Origin of the sequence: Halobellus captivus (assembly GCF_007655485.1) — an archaeon.
Lineage (GTDB): Archaea > Halobacteriota > Halobacteria > Halobacteriales > Haloferacaceae > Haloquadratum > Haloquadratum captivum.
Map to the genome: position 1 here is coordinate 64,958 of NZ_VJXQ01000001.1, position 19,647 is coordinate 84,604.

A 19,647-nucleotide genomic window follows, 5' to 3' on the forward strand; every position below is an offset into this window, starting at 1 on the left:
TCGGTCCTCTGCATAGTTTGCAACGCCCGGAATCGGTGGCATACGGTTCCTAAGGCCATTCCCACCGACGGGCGTTCTGTTCAATACAACCGTTAGGGTTCATCCAAAACGTCGTCTGGAATGTGCTCCTCAAGCGCCTCTTGATACGTCTTTTCTGGACCGGCAAGCTGCCAGAGTTTGTTTCGGAAGTCTTTGCTAACTGTTATCGTAGTGTTATCACTCATAGTGTGGTGTTAGGGTCAATTAGTACGTGGTTCCGGTATTTCGGTTCCCAGCGATCACTATAGGAACGAAGAGAAACTGTCGCCAGTTTCTCACCCGACGCTGTCACCGATACCACTACGATACCACTACCTTGTCGGCTTATCACACGGTCCGGGAACCAATCCCGTTACCTATAACCGATATTGGGGAGGTGGCCCAGCGCCCGGCCGTTTGACGAAGGGGCGGACCTCATCCCGCCACCACGAACACAAGTTGAGATTTGCCTGAATTTCAAATGACAGCAACCGAGGCTGTCATATCTTAAAAAGGGGCTTCCGATTGGGTCAAATCTCAATTTGCCTTGTGTATAGACCTAACAGCCGGGTCAGTCCTCACATAGCAGACTTTCCCCCCGACCGCCTCTATTGGTGTATTATTCTGTGGTAATATAAATATACCGAACGATTCGGTTTTTCTAACCCTTGTATCACAATATTATCCCACAAAAATGCGGTTTAGAAACGAATACCTCAACCTATTCGGCGTCGGGTTCTCAATTCGGTAGTTCGGAAAAATAGGCGCTAATCTTCAAGCGATTTTTCTCAAGTAGCGCGACTTAACTCAACTCTTCAAGAATCTCGCGTTTCAAATCGCCCTTTAGTTCGTCTATCAGCTCACCTTTCAATTCAGGGTCGTCTCTCACCGCCTCAAGCACCTCATCAACGGTTTGGACCTGTTCGACTTGTTCCATATCCTCGGCTTCTTGGTACGACTGTCGCACCGCTTCGTCGGCTTGTTCCATCGCTTCTTTCGCGTCGGGCGTAAATTCAAGCCCGCACCACGGACAGAGCTTCGCCGTCGCCGGGGGATTGTCACCGCACCGGGGGCATACCTGCGGCGTTAGTTCGCTCTCCGGTTCTTCAACTTCCAAATCGAACGCTTTTCGAGCTTCGCGGATATGGTCGCTATCTTTCAAGTGAGCATAGGTCGATTCCATAACCCGACTCTCTGGTGCGTGGCCGAGTTGGTGCTTGATAGCGCTCTCCGGAACGCCGCGCCGGAGCGAAATAGTCACAAAGTTATGCCGAAGCGCGTGAGGATTCAGGGGCTTGTCAATATCCGTCCGCTCTTTCATACGTCTGAGTGTTTCGTAAACGCTTGATTCACCCATTTGCGTCCGCGCCGTCTCTTCGTCGCTAAGGTTTCGGTCCTCTTTGAACGGTCCACCGTTGGCAAACTGCGGGAGCGGACAAAACACGTACGCCTCAGGATCGTCCGCGTTCGGATGGCCGGTTTGGAGCCATTGACGGATTGAAGCCGCAGAAAGGAGTAGATCCCGCCACTTTCCGTTTTCGTCGGCACCCTTCAAGCCCTCCTCTTCGTCGTTCAGCCGGAATTTCTCTTCCTCAAGCTTGAGATGTTTGATTTTGAGGGTCCGCGTAGCGCTCGCCCGTTGGCCGGTATAGATTAGAAAGTCGAAGAGCGCTAAATCCCGGTTGTTTCGCGCCACGGACCGAAGCTCTTGGACCTCCTCGCGGGTGAGCATATCATCGGGATCGACGCCCGTATTTTCTTGTGTTGGAACCGGAATCTCCTCTTCGTCAATCCCCGCGTCGGTGTGGACCCTGTAGAATTTTCGTAAGGCCAGAGAATACAACCGGAGGGTTCCGTTCGTAAGCCCGTCGTCTTTGACGCTGTCGTGCTCGCCGTCTTTGTATTGCTGTAGTAGTTCCTTCAATTCCAATTCGGAGGTATTCAGTAGATCAACATCTTTAGCGAAGCGTCGACACTTTTTAACGTAATTCTCAAGCGTACTGGGAGCATTTGTCTGTTCCCCCTCCGGCACACTCACCAGCATTTGATCTTCGTCGTACGCCTTTGCCATATGTAGAATCGCCTCGGCGTTCGACGGATTCACAAACCCGTCTTTCTCCTCTTCGACTCTCTTCAATTCACGGTCGAATTGTTCCGTCTGTTTTCCCATACAACACCCAACAAACCGCACCCACAAAATAGTAAGTATTCTTCGTATCTACAGGAGACAACGACGAGTACCTCTCGGGGATGACGTTCGAGGAGATGACCGGCCAGAATCAGTACCCGCAGCGCGACGACGAGCGCCGGTACCAGATGTGACCTCACGCTGACGAGCGTTTATATAGGAGGAGGCGGCCACCCCCGCTGTGATCTGATGGTCGCCCCTCGTCGGGTTGCGGTTGTTCGGCACGCCGACGTGGGGGACGATAGCGACGACGGCGGGGGTGTCGTCGCGAGTCGCCAGCGCTGTGCCGACTGTTCGCCCCTCATCGCTAGAGCGGTGCGTTTTATTCCTCGGAGCCACCGATACCACGTATGGACACCGACGAGGTCGAACGACGCATCGAAGCCGCGATTTCGGACGCCGAGGCGACGGTCACGCTCCCGCGCGTCCCCGACGAGGACCACGAGGACGCCCACTACGCGGCCGTGGTCGTCTCGCCCGCGTTCGAGGGAAAGACGCTCGTACAGCAGCACCAGATGGTGTACGACGCCCTCGGCGACGCGATGACCACTGAGATCCACGCCCTGGAGATGAAGACCTTCACGCCCGAGGAGTACCGGGACCGAAGCTGATCGGACCGTCTACCGTGTCTGAGCGGCCCGTGGGCCACACGACTGTTCGAATTCCCGGATGCTCTCGTCGGTTCCGACGACGAGTCTGTCGTCCGACTCGATGCGAATTTCGGGGCCGACGTCGGTGACGACGCCACCGTTTCGTTCGACGGCGAGGACAGTCGCGCCGTTTCCACGCGTTCACGTGTGAAACGCAGACAGACGGATGTGTTAAACAGACGAAAGACGCCGGGACTGACTCTCCCGGGCGTGCTCTCGGCACCGGAACCGAACCGACGGGTTTTACGCGACGCCCGGCCGTCGATTCGGATATGTCCGACGACGAGTACCGCATCGAGCGGGACAGCCTCGGAGAGATGCAGGTGCCGAAAGACGCCTACTGGGGCGCACAGACCCAGCGTGCGGTCGAGAACTTCCCGATCTCGGGGATCGCCTTCGGCCGCCGGTTCGTCCGGGCGCTCGGGATCGTCAAGAAGGCGGCCGCGCAGGCGAACCGGGATCTGGGCCTCGTAGACGACGAGGTCGCGGACGCCATCGTCGAGGCCGCGGACGAGGTCATCGCGGGCGAGCACGACGAACAGTTCCCCGTCGACGTCTTCCAGACCGGATCGGGGACGTCGTCGAATATGAACGCCAACGAGGTGATCGCTAACCGCGCCGCCGAGAGTATGGGCGAGTCGATCGGCGACCGCGTCGTCCACCCGAACGACCACGTCAACTTCGGGCAGTCCTCGAACGACGTGATCCCGACGGCGATGCACGTCTCGGCGCTCGAAGCCGTCCAGAAGGATCTGGTTCCCGCGCTCGAAACCCTCGCCGACGCGCTCGAAGCGAAGGAAGCGGAGTTCGACGGCGTCGTCAAGACCGGTCGGACCCACCTGCAGGACGCGACGCCGATCCGACTCGGCCAGGAGTTCGCGGGTTACCGCACGCAGGTCGAGAAGGGAATCACTCGGGCGGAGCACGTCACCGACCACCTCGGCGAACTCGCGCTCGGCGGGACGGCGGTCGGAACCGGCCTCAACACCCACCCGGAGTTTCCCGAGCGCGCCGCCGCGTACATATCCGAGGAGACCGGCCTCGACTTCCGCCCGGCCGACAGCCACTTCGAGGCGCAGGCCGCCCACGACGCGATGAGCGAGGGCCACGGCGCGCTCCGGACGGTCGCGGGGTCGCTCAACAAGATCGCAAACGACCTCCGACTCCTCGCGTCGGGACCGCGGAACGGCCTCGGGGAGATCGAACAGCCCGAGAATCAGCCCGGCAGTTCGATTATGCCCGGCAAGATCAACCCGGTCGTCGCCGAGGCGGTGAACCAGGTGCACAAGCAGGTCGTCGGCAACGACGCCGCCGTCGCCGCCGGCGCGGCCGAGGGCCAGATCGATCTCAACCTCTACAAGCCGGTTCTCGCGCACAACTTCCTGCAGTCGGCCGAACTCCTGTCGAACGCCAGCGAGGTGTTCGCCGAGCGCTTCGTCGCGAAACTCGAAGCCAACGAGGCGGTCTGTGCGGAGCAGGTCGAGCGTTCGATGGCGCTCGCGACGGCGCTGAACCCGACAATCGGCTACGATAAGGCCAGCGAGGTCGCGAAGGCGGCGCTCAAGGAGGGCAAGACGGTCAAGGAAGTCGTCATCGAGAAGGGCTACCTCACCGAGGCGGAGGCCGACGAGGTACTCGACCCCGAGTCGATGACCCACCGCGGCATCCTCGGCGACGACTGATACCGAGCCAACGACTACTATCGAACCGGCGACTAGTACGAACGTACGCTTTTGCCCGTGCGGTCGTATGCGGACGTATGGCGGGCCCGGATCCAGACGAACTGTTGGCCGTCGTCGATCGGTTCCCGAAACCGCCCGAGTCGGACCGGTTCGACCGCGCGGACGACCTGCTCGACGGCACCTACAGCGCGATCGCGAACTCGTGGTACCCCGAGCTACAGCGCTACGCGGCGGCGTACGCCGATGGCGATATTCTTCGCGAGGCCGTGTTGGAGCACGTCGAATCGGTCCCGTCGTTCCGACTCGCCGAGGGAGCGACGCCGCTGACCAGACGGAGAGAGGCGCTGGTATCTGCTGCCGAAACCCTCGATTCGGTAGCCGCCGTCTCGACGTGGTACGAGGACCTGTGGTCGCTGCTCGCGGACACGCCGCGCTCTCTGGGCCGTCTCGAACGGTTGCTGCACGGTTTCGGATACGCGGCTGCGCACGTCCTGTTTCTCGGGGCGTCTTCCCCCGATGAAGTCGTGCGTCGGCTCCGCTGGGCATACCGCACCGTCGGCGTCCGCATCGACTCGACGGGTTCGCGCGCCGGGACCGAGCGAACGACGTTCACGTGTCCGTACCGGAACGTCGCGGCGGGGACGTGCGGGAACCGGTGGCTGTGTCACGAGAAACTGGACCGCGTCGACGACGGCTACGTGACGTACCTCGGCGAGCGCGGAATCGATTACCAGCGGCCACGGGGATGTGCCGACTCCGAGCAGTGCTACTCGTCGGTCGCCCGGGACGGGCCTCGGCAGTGGTGGCCGAGGACGCCGCCCGGTGCGGTCGAGGGTGATCCGTGATGTGGGGTGATCTGTGATGCCGCATCATCGAGGGGATGGACCTGCCCCGTTCGACATCGAGTCGGTTCGTCGAATCCGTCGCGAGTACGGCGCGTGGGCACCGGTCTACGACTGGTTCGCACGGGCGACGTCCTCGATCGGCGGCGTCCGCGACGGGTGCGTGGCCGCGCTCGACCTCGACCCCGGCGACACGGTCGTCGACTTCGGCTGCGGCCCGGGCGTCAACTTCCCCGCGCTCCGCGAGGCCGTCGGCCCCGAGGGTCGCGTCGTCGGCGTCGACGTCACCCGCCCGATGCTCGAACGGGCCCGCGGACTCGCGGAGCGACGCGGCTGGGAGAACGTCTCGCTCGTCCAGGGCGACGCCACGAATCCGCCGATCGAATCGGCCGACGCTGTGCTCGCGACGTTCGTCACGTCGCTGTTTCCGGACCCGTACGCCGTCTGTGGCTGGTGCGAACTCGCCGACAGCGTGGTCGTGGCGAACTTCGCCCCCCACGGCGGGCGAGTTGCGAACGCCGCTCTGGGCGCGTTCGCCCGGTTGAACGCGCGCCTGTTCGACTTCGAGGCGGCAGACCCGCTCCGGCAACTCGACGCGCGAACGGCCGAATCCCGGCGCGCGCTCTCGGACTGTCTGGACTCGGTCGACTACCGGGACTACGTGTTCGGCACGATCCGCGTCCACGCCGGACACCGGCGATCGGACGCGGAATGAATAGACGAGTGGCGACTCGGAAATCGATACGTTGATACTCGAAACCGTCGAAATCAGCGTATGCAGGGACTCCAGTACAGTCGGGAGCGAGGTCGCGATCTCCTCGAATGCCGACACTGCGGGGCGACGTTCCCCGAGGGGAGCGCGACGACCGACGGTTGGCACTACGCTTGCCCCGAGTGCGAGGAGGCGAGCGGGATCGGTGACGGGTTGCGCCGTCTGTAGCTGGAATCGGAGTAACGTAGTCGGAATCGAGTTTGCATAGTCTAGATCACGGTTATGTAGTCTGGATTCACGGTTACGTAGTTCGGGTCGCGTTAACGTAATCGGAATCGCATTAACGTAGTCGGTGCCGTATTTGTTTCGTCGGAGTCGCCGTTCGTCTCCACGGTGGATTCGTCGGCACGGACTGAATCATTTTTTACGCCGGGCGTGCGCACGTTCACGTAATGACTGCGTACGACTACGACGACCTGGGCCTCGTCGCGGGGCTGGAAATCCACCAGCAGCTTGACACCGCGACGAAGCTGTTCTGTCACTGTCCGACCGACGCCCGCGAGCCCGAGTCGGCGACGCGCTCGTTCACGCGCTATCTCCATCCGACGAAGAGCGAACTCGGCGAACTCGACGACGCGGCGCTCGAAGAGAGTCGCGTCGACCGGGAGTTCGAGTACCTCGCCTACGACTCGACCTGCCTCGTCGAGGAGGACGAGGAGCCGCCGCACCGACTCGACCAGGAGGCGCGCGCTGTCGCACTCCAGATCGCCGCGCTCCTCGATATGGAACCGGTCGATCAGGCCCACGTGATGCGAAAGCTCGTCATCGACGGCTCCAACACGTCCGGCTTCCAGCGGACGTCGCTCATCGCGCAGGACGGAGCCATCGAAACGAGCGACGGCGGCGTCGGCGTCGAGGACCTGCTGCTCGAAGAGGAGTCCGCCCAGCGGGTCGAAGAGCGCGACGACGGTGTCACCTTCTCGCTCGATCGACTCGGCGTGCCGCTCGTCGAGATCGGTACGCGCCCCGACATCGACTCGCCGGAACAGGCGCGCGAGGCCGCGGAGACCATCGGGATGTTGCTTCGCTCTACCGGCGCGGTCAAGCGCGGGCTCGGGACGATCAGACAGGACGTCAACGTCTCAATCGCGGAGGGCGCGCGCGTCGAGATCAAGGGCGTCCAGGCGCTCGATCAGATCGACGAGATCGTCCGTCAGGAGGTCGGCCGCCAGGTAGAGCTGCTCGACATCCGGACGGAGCTGCACGAGCGCGGCGCCAGCGTGGGCGACGTGCGCGACGTCTCTGACGTGTTCGAGGGGACCGACTCCGGCGTCATCGGCGGCGCGCTCTCGAGCGGGGGCAGCGTGATGGCCGCCCCGCTCTACGGCTTCGACGGACTCGTCGGCCGCGAGATCCAGCCGGACCGCCGCCTCGGGACCGAACTGTCAGATCACGCCAAGCGCCACGGTGCGGGCGGCATCTTCCACACGGACGAACTGCCCGCCTACGGCGTGACCGAGGCGGAGGTCGAGGCGCTGCGCGAGGCCGTCGAGGTCGGTGACGAGGACGCGGTCGCGATCGTCGCCGACGACGGAGAGACCGCTGAACTGGCGATCGAAGCGGCCGCGGGGCGCGCGGAAACCGCCCTCGAAGGGGTCCCCGAGGAGACGCGCGGTGCCAACGAGGACGGGACGACTCGGTACCTCCGCCCGCTCCCGGGCGCGGCGCGGATGTACCCCGAGACCGACGTGCCGCCGGTCGAACTCGACCCCTCCGACGTCGACACGCCGGAACTCCTGACCGAGAAGGTCGAGCGCTACCAGTCCGCGTTCGATCTAGACGCCGGGTTGGCCGAGCAGGTCGCCTACGGTCGCCGAATGCCGCTGTTCGAGCGCGCCGTCGACGAGGGGATCGACGCGACGTTCGCCGCCGGGACGTTGGAGTCGACGCTGACGGAACTCCGCCGCGACGACGTCGACGTCGCGAGCCTGACCGACGAGCACCTGCTCGCCGTGATGCGCCTCGTCGAGGACGGCGAGTTAGCGAAGGAGGGCGTCGGCGACGTGCTCGCGACGTTGGCGGACGACCCCGAACTGGACGCCGGGGCGGCGGTCGAGGAAGCGGGGCTCTCCGGTGTCTCCGAGGACGACGTCCGCGAGGCCGTTTCCGAAGTCGTCGAGCGCAACGCCGACCAGGTCGAATCCGAGGGGATGGCCGCGTTCTCGGGATTGATGGGCGAGGCGATGGGCGCGCTTCGTGGCAAGGCGGACGGCGAGATCGTCAGCGACGTCCTTCGTGAAGAGATTCAAAAGCGGGCGTGAGCTGACGGGCACGGTTCGGATTGGGCTGATTTCCGAAACTGATAACTGGCACCAAACTGTTTTAGCCGCCGTTACCCCGGGAACGGTATGGCTGGGGCTACGAGCGCGGACGGGGGAGTCTCGGGTATCGGTGACTCGATCCGGGAGACGGTTCGAAACGTCATCAGATACACGCCATCGGGGCATTCGATACCGGAGGAAACGTGGAGGCGGCGACATCGAAACATCGTCTTTCTGCTGGCGGCGCACATCCCGCTATTGTTCGCATTGGGGATGTACGAGGGGACGAACGCCTTCACCGGCGCGACGATTCCCGGACGCGAACTCTCACAGATCCTGCTTCGGACGGGCGTGCTCACGGCGCTCGCACTGCTCGCGAGTTGGCCGCGACTCGGCCGTCGAACGCGCGGGACGCTCGCGACGGTTGGATTGGCGACCGGCTCCGCGATTTTAGTGTACTTCTCGGGCGGCTACATCGAGGCTCACTTCCACTTCTTTGTCGTGATGGGCGTCGTCGCCGTGTACGAGGACTGGCTGCCGTTCCTCGTCGGCATCGTCTACGTCGCGATCCAACACGGCGTGTTCGGGATGGTGAACCCCGCGGAGGTGTACAACCACGCCGCGGGCGCGAACAATCCGTTCGTTTGGGCGGGAATTCACGCGGCGTTCGTTCTCGCGCTCGCCGTCGCGCTGATGACGAACTGGTACTCGATCGAACGTTCCCGGGAGGAGACCCGACAACAGCTCGCAGAGACCGAGGCAGTCGAGGAGGCGAAGGCCGACGCCGAGCGGCAACGCCGCGAGGTCGCCCGGTTGAACGAGCACCTCGAATCGGAGGCGGACCGCTACAGCAACGCGATGGATCGAGCGGCCGACGGCCAACTGAGCGTCCGGTTGGACGCCGACAGCGAGAGCGAGGCGATGACCCAGATCGCCGAAGCGTACAACGGGATGATGGACGAGTTGGAAACGGCGATGCGTGAGATCCAGGCGTTCGCACGCGAGGTGACGGACGCCAGCGAGGAGGCGAGCGCCGGTGCCGGAGAGGTCAAGCAGGCGAGCGCCGAGGTCAGCGAGGCGATCCAGGAGATCTCCGGGGGCACCGACCAACAGCGAGAGATGCTCGAAGAGGTGTCCGGGAAGATGACCGACCTCTCGGCGGCCATCGAGGAAGTCGCCTCGTCGGCCGAGACGGTCGCCCAGACGTCTCACGAGACCGCGCGGATCGCCGCGGAGGGCGAGCAGACCGCCGAGCAGGCGATCGAGGACGCGCGGGGCGGACAGGCGGCGATCGATTCGACGGTCGAGCACGTCGAACGGCTCGACGAGCGGATGGACGAGATCGGCGAGATCGTCGAACTCATCAGCGACGTGGCCGACCAGACCAACCTGCTCGCGCTGAACGCGAACATCGAGGCCGCACGCGTTGGGGCGGCCGGTGGCGGCGTCAACGGCGATGGATTCGCTGTCGTCGCCGACGAGATAAAGCAGTTGGCAGAGGAGACACAACAGTCGGCGAACGACATCGAACAGCTCATCGACGAGACGCAGACCAAAACGAAAACGACGGTCGAGGAAGCGAAAACAGCCGAGGGACACGTACAGGAGGGCGTCGAGGCCGTCCAGGACGTTCTCGAAGCGTTCACGCGGGTCGCGGCGAACGCCGACGAGACCGACAGCGGAATCCAGGAGATCAGCGAGGCGACCGACGATCAAGCCGTCAGCGCCGAACAGGCCGTCTCGCGGGTCGAGGCCGTCGCCGAAATCAGCCAGTCGACCGCGGGCGAAGCGCAGAGCGTGTCCGCGGCCGCCGAGGAGCAGGCCGCCTCGCTCACCCAGGTGAGCTCGAACGTGCAGTCGCTGACCGAACAGGCCGAACGGCTGCAATCGCTCGTCGGCAAATTCGACGTCGACGCGGAGCTGACGCGAGAGGGAGGAACGGAACCGCGAGGGTCACATTCGAGTGGACTCTCGAACGGGATCGAATCGTCGAATTTCGACGGGACGTCGCACTCGTCGACGGCGTTGGGCGACGGCGGCCGATCAGACGAGTCGAGCGGAGATCCACCTGAACCGGACGACAGCCAGTTCGATTGGTCGAAGGGAATCGAATCCGAGTAATCGAGCGTCAGCCGCCTCGAAGATACCTCAAACGGCAATCGATTAGGTCCGCTCGTTGCGGGCGGTTTTTCGCGACTCTTCGTCAACGTGATCGCCGAAGGTTCGATCCCCCAGCAACTCGTTCGTGCGCCTGAAGATCCCGGTGAGCGTTGCGATCTCGCGTTCAGTGGGATGGGCGCGACCGAGGAGTCGGCGTATCATCGTCGACGTCTTCTCGCGTTTGTGTTCCCGGCTCTCGATCGAGCGGTGGAACGTCTCGAAGAAGTCGTAGAAGCGATCGATTTCGGCCTCGGAGGCGCGCTCGCGCTCGACGTCGGGCAACTGCGTCTCGTCGACGGTCAGCGACCGGAGTTCGTAGAACAGGATCGTCGCGGCCTGTCCGAGGTTCAACACGGGATACTCGCCGCTGGCGGGGATCGAACACACCTCGTCGAGCCGTTCGAGCTCCCCGTTGTCGAGGCCGGTTCCCTCCCGACCGAACACCAGCGCCGTTCGCGTGTCGACGGTTTCCAGCGATTCCCGAACCTCGACGGGCGTCTTGAACGGGAAGCGGACGTGCTTTCTGCTGTCTTCGTTGGTGATCGCCGTGGTCCCGATCGTGTGGTAATTCTCGACTACTTCCTCGAACGTCACCTCCTCCGCGTTCGGCAGTACGTCCTCGCGAGCGTGCCCGGCGAACCCGTACGCCTCGCCGTCTCTGGAGAGCTCCGGCGGGTCGACGAGCTTCAACTCCGAGAGCCCGAAGTTCTTCATCGCGCGGGCGATCGTGCCGACGTTTCCGGGCGTCTCCGGTTCGACGACGACGACGATCGGCTTTCGACTTCGAACCGTGTTGTCGGCGGGTTCCGATAGCCGATCAGATGGCTGCTCGGCCGAGTCGGAATCGCGGTCGGCGGTATCGGAGCGACGGTCGGCAGTGGCTGCATCGACGTCGGACATCTACTTCGTGGGGTACTCGCGACCGAGGTCGACGTCGCCGAGCGAGGATTCCTCGTCGTCGGCGGTCGTGATCTCGCCGGTCTTGAGGTTGATCCGCTTGCGTTCGCCCTCGTAGTTCTCGTTGAGCCGACGGTTCAACTCCGCCGGGTCCGGCGGCGTCGGCAGCGTGGCGGGGTCGGTGTCGACGTGCTCCAGTCCGCCGTAGCCGTCCGGTGCGCGGTTGTCCGCGAGGAACCACTCGTGGAACGAATCGCGGAACGTCTCGGTCCCGACGGCGTCTTTCCCGTCCTCTTCGCGGAACCAATAGAGGAAGTCGGCCTCGTGGTCCGAACAGAGGAGCACCTCCTCCATCGGCTCCCCGTAGACGATCTCGGCCTGATTGCAGCGGCGCTTCTCGGCTTCGCCGTGAATCAGATAACACGCGTCGCAGGGTTTCTCCTGCAGATACGTCAGGCGGATGAGTCGCTTTCGGGTGTCGTCGGGCACCGAATCGAGCGGTCGGAACTCCCCCTCTTCGGTGAACACCTCCTCCTCGTCGAATCGCCAGCCGCGGAGACCGATGCTGACTTTAGCCATTACCGAGCGGTAGCGGCCCAGCGAATAAAAAGAGCGTGTCTCGGATGGGAGAGAGTGTGATTCGGTCCTTCCCAGAGCAGATCTCGGTCCGTTTCGCCCGCGGCGTGAGTGAGTTGGATCGTGACGGGGACCGGTTTGAAAGCCTCCGCGAGGTAGGTCGGAATGGACAGCCGGAACGTGCGGCTTTTCCTTCCCCCGCGAGAACGGAGGGGTATGGACCCGAAGCGGGAGCTCACGAGCGTCGACCTGGCCGCCCTCGTCACCGAACTGAACCGGTACGAGGGGGCGAAAGTCGACAAGGCCTACCTCTACGGCGACGATATGCTCCGCTTCCGGATGCGCGATTTCGACCGCGGCCGGATGGAACTGTTCCTCGAAGTCGGCGACGTCAAGCGGGCCCACCTCGTCGACCCCGAGCGCGTCCCCGACGCGCCCGGTCGACCGCCGAACTTCGCGATGATGCTCCGCAATCGGCTTTCGGGCGCGGACTTCGTCGGCGTCGAGCAGTTCGAGTTCGACCGCATCCTCATCTTCGAGTTCGCCCGTGGCGACGAGAACACCAAAATCGTCGTCGAACTGTTCGGCCAGGGCAACGTGGCCGTGCTCGACGAGGCGGGCGAAGTCGTCCAGAGCCTCGAAACCGTTCGACTGAAGTCCAGAACGGTCGCCCCCGGCGCACAGTACGAGTTCCCCTCCTCCCGATTGAACCCCCTCACGGTGAGCTACGAGGCGCTCGCCCGAAATATGGACGACTCCGACACCGACGTCGTGCGGACGCTCGCGACGCAGTTGAACCTCGGGGGGCTCTACGCGGAGGAGATCTGCACCCGCGCGGGCGTCGAGAAGACGACATCGATCGAGGAGGCCGGAGACGACGAGTACCGCGCCCTTCACGGCGCGATCGAGGAGTTGCGAACGCGACTCCGCTCGGGCGACTTCGACCCCCGCGTCTACACCGACGACGACGGGGACGTGGTCGACGCGACGCCGTTCCCGCTCGAAGAGCACGACCGGCGGGGGCTCGATAGCGAGGCGTGCGAGACGTTCAACGACGCGCTCGACGAGTACTTCTTCCGCGTGCGGTTCGACGACGGCGACGATGTCGAGGACGCGGGCAGTTCCCGCCCGGACTTCGAGGAGGAGATCGAGAAGAAAAAGCGGATCATCGACCAGCAGGAAGGGGCGATCGAGGGCTTCGAGCAGCGGGCCGAGACAGAACGCAGACGCGCGGAACTGCTGTATGCGAACTACGACCTCGTCGACGAGGTGCTCTCGACCGTCCGCGAGACGCGCGAGGCCAGCGTCCCGTGGGACGAGATTCGAGAGACGCTCGAAGCGGGTGCTGAGCGGGGGATTCCCGCGGCCGAGGCCGTCGTCGACGTCGACGGCGCGGAGGGCACCGTCACGATCGAACTCGACGGCACGCGAGTGGAAGTCGTGGTCGACACCGGCGTCGAGAAGAACGCCGATCGGCTGTACACCGAGGCCAAGCGGATCGAAGAGAAGAAGGAGGGCGCGCTCACCGCGATCGAAAACACCCGCAACGAGTTGGAGGCGGTGAAAACGCGGCGCGACGAGTGGGAGGCCGAGGACGAGGGCGACGGGGATGACGGACCTGACGGCGACGAGGAGTTCGAGGATCGCGACTGGCTCTCGATGGAGTCGATTCCGATCCGGAGTTCCGAGGAGTGGTACGAGCGGTTCCGGTGGTTCCACACGTCGGACGGGTTCCTCGTCATCGGCGGGCGCAACGCCGATCAGAACGAGGAGATCGTCACGAAGTACCTGAACAAACACGATCTGTTCTTCCACACGCAGGCCCACGGCGGGCCGGTGACGATCGTCAAGGCGACCGGACCATCGGAGCCGTCGGAGGCCGTCGAGTTCCCCGACTCGACGAAGGAGGAGGCCGCGCAGTTCGCCGTCTCGTACTCGTCGATCTGGAAGCAGGGGCGCTACGCCGGAGAGGCGTATATGGTCACGCCGGATCAGGTGTCGAAGACGCCCGAGTCCGGCGAGTACATCGAGAAGGGATCGTTCGTCATCCGCGGTGATCGAACGTACTTCAGGGACGTCGCCGCCGAGGTCGCCATCGGGATACAGTGCGAGGGCGAGACGCGGGTCATCGGTGGACCGCCCTCCGCGATCGAGGACCGCGTCGCCACGTCGATCACGGTGCGACCGGGGCGCTACGCGCAGAACGACGCCGCGAAGATGCTGTATCGGGAGTTCCGAGGGCGGTTCGAGGACCAAAAGTTCCTCCGCAAGATCGCGACGCCGGACAAGATCCAGGAGTTCCTCCCGCCGGGCGGGAGCGAACTGGTCGAGGAGTAGCGCTTCTCGACCGAAACGGAGGAGTATCCCCGTTCTCCCGAAACCGAGCCACGCGATCGGAGCGTCTCGGTACGTGAGAGGACGCGGAGTACAGTACGACGGTCGTACCCGGTCACGGTCTATCTTTATCTCCGAGGAGGGCGTAGTAGAAACCCTGAGCGAATACGGCCGACACGGCGTCGACGCGCCGCCTGCAACGGCGTCGCTGCGACGACGACGGCTCCGCTCGGTGAATACGATGATACAACAGTCATTACAGTACCTTCGCAACGACGAGGACAAGTGGGTCACCACCGTCCTCATCGGCGGCATCCTCAGCCTGCTGAGCGCCCTCGTGATCCCGACGTTCCTCGTCCTCGGATATCTCGTCCGGGTCGTCAGAGGGACGATGTACGACGACGACCGCCCGCCGGTGTTCGACGAGTGGGGTGAGATGCTCGTCGACGGCGTCAAGGCGTTCGTCGTCGTCTTCGTCTACGGTCTCGTGCCCGCCATCGTCGCTACGGTCGTGATCGGCGGCGGGATCCTCTCGTTCGCCGTCGGCGGCGGGACGGAGTCCAGCAGCCTCCTCGGCCTCGGGATGATCGGTGTCCTCGTCGGCGGCCTGCTCGCCTTCGTGCTGAGTGTCCTCGCCGCGTACGTCATCCCGGCAGCCATCGCGGCCTTCGCCGAGACTGACCGACTTGGGGCGGCGTTCTCGCTGCGCGAGCTCCGCCCGGTTCTCGGGTCCGGAACGTACGCCACGGCGTGGCTGTCGGGCGTCGCGATCCTGTTCGCGGCCGGGATCATCGCCGGGTTGCTGAACGTGATTCCCTTCGTCGGGATGATCGCCGGGGGGTTCCTCGGCTTCTACGCCGCGGTCGCCGCCTACTACCTGATCGGCCACGCGTGGGGCGAACTCCGCGATGTCGATCTGGCGGAGCGTGACGACACGATGGGCGAATCGCCCGCAGTGTGAGTCGCGGGCGGCGCGGTTCCGGATCTCGAATTTCGCAATTCTGACGGGTCTGTAACCTCGATTTCTGGTGTCTTTTCTCCGATCTCCGCGTTGCTCCTCAGAATAGTCGAAAGAATTACTTATTGGGACCGAGAGGAGCGAGGTGATGTTTGCAGATGCCCTCTCGTACCCACTCGACGGTGATAGTTGGATTCGAACGATCCTCATCGGCGGCTTACTGAGCCTGCTGACGGTGTTCGTGATCCCGATATTCTTCCTCCAGGGCTACTACGTCCGGGTCCTCCGTGGAGCGTCTCACGGCGATCCCGAACCTCCCGAGTTCACTGACTGGGGTGAGATGCTCGTTGACGGCCTGAAACTGTTCGCCGTGAACCTCGTCGTGGGCCTGGTCGTCTTCGTCGCGATGTTCGTCGTCGCGGCGATCTTCGGTGCCGGATCGCTCCTGTCCGCCGGTGGACCCGCCGCCGATCCCGGATCGGGTGCTGGCGGACTCTTCGCCATATTCGGTGCCGTCGGATTCCTCCTGTTCGTCGTGTTCGCGCTCCTGCTCGGCTACGTCGCCCCGGGAATGTTCGCGAACTTCGCCCGCGAGGATTCCATCGCGGCGGCGTTCGACGTGTCGACGATCATCGCGGGCGTGACGACGATCGAGTACCTCACCGCCTGGGTACTCGCTATCGTCGTCGCCCTCGTCCTCGGCTCGATCGCCAGCCTTCTCAGCATCGTCGTCGTCGGTATCTTCGGGATCTTCTACGTGCAGGTCGTGACGTACTACCTGTTCGGACGCGGTTTCGCCGACGGACTCGCGGACAAACGCGGCGGTTCGACGACGTACTAACCGCGCCCCCTTCACTGCTTTTCGGAACGATTCGGCTTCGGCCGATGGCGAAACAGCCGCCGAGTTGCCGGACTTATGTATCAGCCGCCTGGGAAGTTCATCAAAGATTATTATGGATCTTGGCTAACACTCGGGCTATGCTGGGGCACAAGCCCAACGCAGAGGAGACGGACCGCGCAATGAACATATTATCCCACTCCTGCCGCCGCCGATTGCTGTTCGAGCTTTACGAACAAGTGAACTCGGGGGGAGGAGAGTCCATCAGTTATATCGGCCTCACCCCGCTCGGGACTGAGAAGAAACGTACGCTACTGTATCACGCCCACCTCCCCAAACTCGAAGAATCCGGATACATCACGTGGAACGAAGCCGAGAAGACGATACAGAGAGGTTCTCGATGGGAAGAAATCGAACCACTTCTCGAACTCATCTACTCTCATCTGTACGAACTGCCTCCGTTCCTCCAAGGGACACGATCCGACAAGAACGGAATGAAATGCTAACTCTCCTTCTGCGTTGACATTCCGTGAGCTGATCGAGACATTGGATCTCGCCGGAAACCAGTCCGGCACGCTGGCGACGAATCGGGCGGAATTTCTCCCTACGGTGAGACGCGTTGCGTTTCACGGCCTTGATTCTCTCCGCTCAGTATCACAGGGTACCCTCGTGGAAACCCATCGTGGGGAAACTGTGGAGGGACAACGTAGAACCTATCTCCCTCCCCCGTTGACCACCACGTATGCGAATTTCGAGCCGCGGTCGCGGCGAGGAGGGTCGCGAGCGGATAACGCTGGTCCCCGAGAACGTCGACGACCTGTGGCACCTCTCGCACGTCCTCGAATCCGGGGATCGCGTCTCCGGCGACACCACCCGCCGGATCCAGCGCGACGACGAGAACCTCCGCGACACGGGCGGGCAGCGCGAGCACCTCTTCGTGACGATCGCCGTCGACGACGTCGAGTTCGCGCGCTTCGCGAACCGCCTGCGCGTCGGCGGAGAGATCATCAGCTGCTCCCGAGAGGACCAGCTCGGGCACCACCACACGCTGAACGTCGAAGAGCACGACGAGATCACGGTCGAGAAACATTTCAAGCCCGATCAGATCGAGCGAATCGAGGCGGCCGAAGAGGCCGCCGAGAACGCCGACGTCGCGATCGCGACCGTCGAAGAGGGGGAAGCGCACATTCACACGGTCGCGCAGTACGGCACCGAGGAGCGCTTTTCGTTCACGGCCCCGACCGGAAAGGGCGAGTACGCCCGGCCGCGATCTGAACTGTTCGCCGAGTTGGGGAAGGCGCTCGCGCGGATGGACGTCGACGCGATCATCCTCGCGGGGCCGGGATTCACCAAGCAGGACGCCCGCGACTACATCGCGGAGAACCACCCGGAAGTCGCGGACCTGCTCACCGTCGTCGACACCGCGAGTGTCGGCGACCGCGGCGTCCACGAGGTACTGAAGCGCGGTGCCGTCGACGAGGTCCAGACCCAGACGCGAATCTCGCGGGAGGCCGAACTGCTGGACGACCTGATGGAGGGTATCGCCACGGGCGAGAAAGTCTCCTACGGCATCGACGAGGTCGCCGAAGCCGCCGAGTTCGGCGCGGTCGAAACGCTGCTCGTCGTCGACGACCGACTCCGGCAGGAGCGGCAGGGCGACGGCGACTGGGACCTCGACGTCAACGAGGTCATCCAGACCGTCGAACGGCAGGGCGGCGAGGTGACGGTGTTCTCCGGGGAGTTCGACCCGGGGCAACAACTGCGTAACCTCGGCGGGATCGCGGCCTTACTTCGGTACCGGCTCCAATAGTGTCGGACCGGTTTCAGTAGTACCGGACCGGCTTCCCCAAACAGCTCCGGCTCGGTCTCGGTGAGCTTAGGGTCGGTCTCGATGAATTCCGGGTCGGCTCTCTTACTCGCCGGTCAGCGCCTCGCTGCCGGGCGCGAAATCGATCGTCTGGCCCAGCCCCTCCTCGCGGGCTTTCTCGTAGAGCAGGGTCGCTCCGGCGACCGTCTCGATTCCCGTGCCGCCGCTGTCGAAGACGGTGATCTCGTCGTCGGACTGTCGACCGGGGACCGTGCCCGCGACGACGTCGCCCAGTTCGCCGTGGATGTGATCCTCGTCGACGACGCCCGCCTCCAGCGCGTGGAGAAACGATCCGGCGTCCTGCAGCGCCCGTTCTCGGAGATCCGGAACGTACGTGGCTCGTTCGATCGTCGTCGCGTCGAGTTCGCGCTTCCCGGGGCTGTACTGGCCCATCGCGGTGACGTGCGTTCCGGGTTCGAGCGCGTCGCCGTCGAACACCGGCTCGCCCGCGCTGGTCGCGGTCACGACGATGTCTGCGCCTTCAATCGCGGCGGCGGCGGACGCGACGGCCGCCACGCTTCCGTCGAGACTGCGGTCCATCTCGCCCGCGAACGACTCGCGGTGTTCCTTGGTCGGCGAGTACACCCACACCGTTTCGAGGTCTCGGACTGTCGCCAGCGCGCGCAACTGTCCGCGGGCCTGCGGGCCGCTGCCGATGATGGCGGCCGACGCGGCGTCCGCTCTCGCCAGTGCATCGGCCGCGACTGCCCCGGTCGCACCCGTTTTGAACGGGTTCATACTCGCGCCGTCGAGCATCGCGAGCGGCTCGCCCGACTCGGCGTCGAAAAGCGGCGTGGTGAACCAGGCGTCCTCCGCGCCGAAGCCCGCGGAGTACATATACCCGCCCATCGTCCCCGTCTCCGGGAGAACGGCCGCGTACGTCGTCAGGAACCCCGGCGGGTCCGCGTTCGTGAGTTTCGTTCGCGGTTCGGCCGGTGCGCCCTCGCCCCGCTGGCGGTACGCCTCGCGGACGGCGTCGACGAACTCCCCCGGCGTCGCGAGGCCGTCGACGTCGGCACTCCGCAGAAACAGCGTTTGGGTCATACCCGCGGATTCGGCGGCCAACGGTAAGAACGTGCGGGAACCCCGGCCGGAAACGTGGCTGCGGTTCGATTGACCGTGCGTTGAGTTCTCGGGGCGCGGTGACGGCCGTGCCGGAAGCGCGATGAGAAAACGTCGTCCGCGTTCTACAGCCGAATGTCGTCGTCCGCGTTCTCTCGCTGAATCCGTTCTGCGACTGAGTCGCTTAGTCCGCGTTCTGCAACTGTATCCGCCCGTTCGTCTCCATCGGTTCCGAGGCGGAGGAACTCACCGGCGCGCGAACGAACAGGGCGTGGCCGACGATGGCGGCTGCGACGGCTGCGGCGATCGGAACGGCCTGCGTGAGCGTGAGGCTCGTCTGAACGAGACCGCCAGTGAGGCCGAAAAGGGTCAGCGGGATCAGGCCGAGAACGTAGTCGTAATATCCAGTCATAATATACTACATACTATGGGCGTTGGCCATATAATTGTTTTTCATCAATGACTGAAATATGTCCTGTCGCCATCTCTGTGAATTCTCATAACTTATACGCGATTTTCAAGAGAGAGGTTATCTCGCACGG

General features: G+C 63.7%; 17 protein-coding genes and 1 pseudogene. 12 read left to right on the forward strand and 6 right to left on the reverse strand.

Going from position 1 to position 19,647, the window contains the following annotated elements; translation table 11 throughout:
• Positions 1–820: 820 nt before the first annotated feature.
• Positions 821–2,188, reverse strand: a complete 1,368-nt coding sequence (locus FJT57_RS00275; RefSeq protein WP_144900818.1) for a site-specific integrase — start codon at positions 2,186–2,188, stop codon at positions 821–823.
• A 368-nt stretch (positions 2,189–2,556) separates the two neighbouring features.
• Between FJT57_RS00275 and FJT57_RS00280 the strand changes: the two genes are divergently transcribed.
• Entirely contained in the window at positions 2,557–2,817 is a 261-nt protein-coding gene (locus FJT57_RS00280) for a BolA family protein (protein WP_144900819.1), read from the forward strand.
• A 9-nt stretch (positions 2,818–2,826) separates the two neighbouring features.
• On the opposite strand, the pseudogene FJT57_RS17330 reads toward FJT57_RS00280, so the two are convergent.
• A pseudogene (locus tag FJT57_RS17330) lies at positions 2,827–2,976 on the reverse strand (hypothetical protein); the annotation flags it as partial.
• Between the two features lie 152 nt (positions 2,977–3,128).
• Here FJT57_RS17330 and FJT57_RS00290 point away from each other — a divergent pair.
• The 6 genes from FJT57_RS00290 to FJT57_RS00310 all read left to right on the forward strand — a co-directional run bounded on the left by FJT57_RS00290 (position 3,129) and on the right by FJT57_RS00310 (position 10,534).
• A complete protein-coding gene (locus FJT57_RS00290; RefSeq protein WP_144900820.1) occupies positions 3,129–4,538 on the forward strand; it encodes a class II fumarate hydratase in 1,410 nt (469 codons plus the stop codon).
• Positions 4,539–4,615: 77 nt separating this feature from the next.
• Positions 4,616–5,383 carry a hypothetical protein gene (locus tag FJT57_RS00295; RefSeq protein WP_144900821.1) on the forward strand — a complete coding sequence of 256 codons (768 nt, stop codon included), beginning with the start codon at positions 4,616–4,618 and terminating at the stop codon, positions 5,381–5,383.
• Between the two features lie 16 nt (positions 5,384–5,399).
• Positions 5,400–6,095, forward strand: a complete 696-nt coding sequence (locus tag FJT57_RS00300; RefSeq protein WP_144900822.1) for a class I SAM-dependent methyltransferase — start codon at positions 5,400–5,402, stop codon at positions 6,093–6,095.
• Positions 6,096–6,155: 60 nt separating this feature from the next.
• Positions 6,156–6,320, forward strand: coding sequence for an HVO_2901 family zinc finger protein (locus FJT57_RS16520; RefSeq protein WP_203229059.1), 165 nt, complete (start codon positions 6,156–6,158; stop codon positions 6,318–6,320).
• A gap of 224 nt (positions 6,321–6,544) precedes the next feature.
• Positions 6,545–8,413 (forward strand): Glu-tRNA(Gln) amidotransferase subunit GatE, encoded by a 1,869-nt coding sequence (gatE, locus tag FJT57_RS00305; RefSeq protein WP_144900823.1) that lies wholly within the window; start codon positions 6,545–6,547, stop codon positions 8,411–8,413.
• A gap of 87 nt (positions 8,414–8,500) precedes the next feature.
• On the forward strand, positions 8,501–10,534 hold the full coding sequence (locus FJT57_RS00310) for a methyl-accepting chemotaxis protein (RefSeq protein ID WP_144900824.1): 2,034 nt from the start codon (positions 8,501–8,503) through the stop codon (positions 10,532–10,534).
• A gap of 42 nt (positions 10,535–10,576) precedes the next feature.
• On the opposite strand, the gene FJT57_RS00315 is transcribed toward FJT57_RS00310, so the two are convergent.
• Both FJT57_RS00315 and FJT57_RS00320 read right to left on the reverse strand, forming a co-directional pair.
• A complete protein-coding gene (locus FJT57_RS00315; RefSeq protein WP_144900825.1) occupies positions 10,577–11,473 on the reverse strand; it encodes an RNA methyltransferase in 897 nt (298 codons plus the stop codon).
• Positions 11,474–12,049: a beta/alpha barrel domain-containing protein gene (locus FJT57_RS00320; protein WP_144900826.1), complete on the reverse strand. Its 576-nt coding sequence runs from the start codon at positions 12,047–12,049 to the stop codon at positions 11,474–11,476.
• A gap of 213 nt (positions 12,050–12,262) precedes the next feature.
• On the opposite strand from FJT57_RS00320, the gene rqcH reads away from it, so the two are divergent.
• From rqcH to FJT57_RS00345, 5 genes are all read left to right on the forward strand, one after another.
• Positions 12,263–14,383, forward strand: coding sequence for a ribosome rescue protein RqcH (gene rqcH, locus FJT57_RS00325; protein WP_144900827.1), 2,121 nt, complete (start codon positions 12,263–12,265; stop codon positions 14,381–14,383).
• Between the two features lie 238 nt (positions 14,384–14,621).
• Positions 14,622–15,341, forward strand: coding sequence for a DUF4013 domain-containing protein (locus FJT57_RS00330; protein ID WP_144900828.1), 720 nt, complete (start codon positions 14,622–14,624; stop codon positions 15,339–15,341).
• Positions 15,342–15,486: 145 nt separating this feature from the next.
• Positions 15,487–16,179 carry a DUF4013 domain-containing protein gene (locus FJT57_RS00335; RefSeq protein WP_144900829.1) on the forward strand — a complete coding sequence of 231 codons (693 nt, stop codon included), beginning with the start codon at positions 15,487–15,489 and terminating at the stop codon, positions 16,177–16,179.
• Between the two features lie 137 nt (positions 16,180–16,316).
• The gene (locus tag FJT57_RS16800; RefSeq protein ID WP_144900830.1) at positions 16,317–16,682 is read left to right on the forward strand and encodes an ArsR family transcriptional regulator; all 366 of its coding nucleotides are present in this window, start codon (positions 16,317–16,319) and stop codon (positions 16,680–16,682) included.
• Between the two features lie 236 nt (positions 16,683–16,918).
• On the forward strand, positions 16,919–17,986 hold the full coding sequence (locus tag FJT57_RS00345; RefSeq protein ID WP_144900831.1) for an mRNA surveillance protein pelota: 1,068 nt from the start codon (positions 16,919–16,921) through the stop codon (positions 17,984–17,986).
• A gap of 102 nt (positions 17,987–18,088) precedes the next feature.
• Here the strand turns inward: FJT57_RS00345 and FJT57_RS00350 are convergent, their stop codons facing one another.
• Together FJT57_RS00350 and FJT57_RS00355 are read right to left on the reverse strand one after the other, a co-directional pair.
• The gene (locus FJT57_RS00350; protein ID WP_144900832.1) at positions 18,089–19,087 is read right to left on the reverse strand and encodes an ornithine cyclodeaminase family protein; all 999 of its coding nucleotides are present in this window, start codon (positions 19,085–19,087) and stop codon (positions 18,089–18,091) included.
• A gap of 202 nt (positions 19,088–19,289) precedes the next feature.
• Positions 19,290–19,517 (reverse strand): hypothetical protein, encoded by a 228-nt coding sequence (locus tag FJT57_RS00355; protein ID WP_144900833.1) that lies wholly within the window; start codon positions 19,515–19,517, stop codon positions 19,290–19,292.
• Between the last annotated feature and the right edge of the window lie 130 nt (positions 19,518–19,647).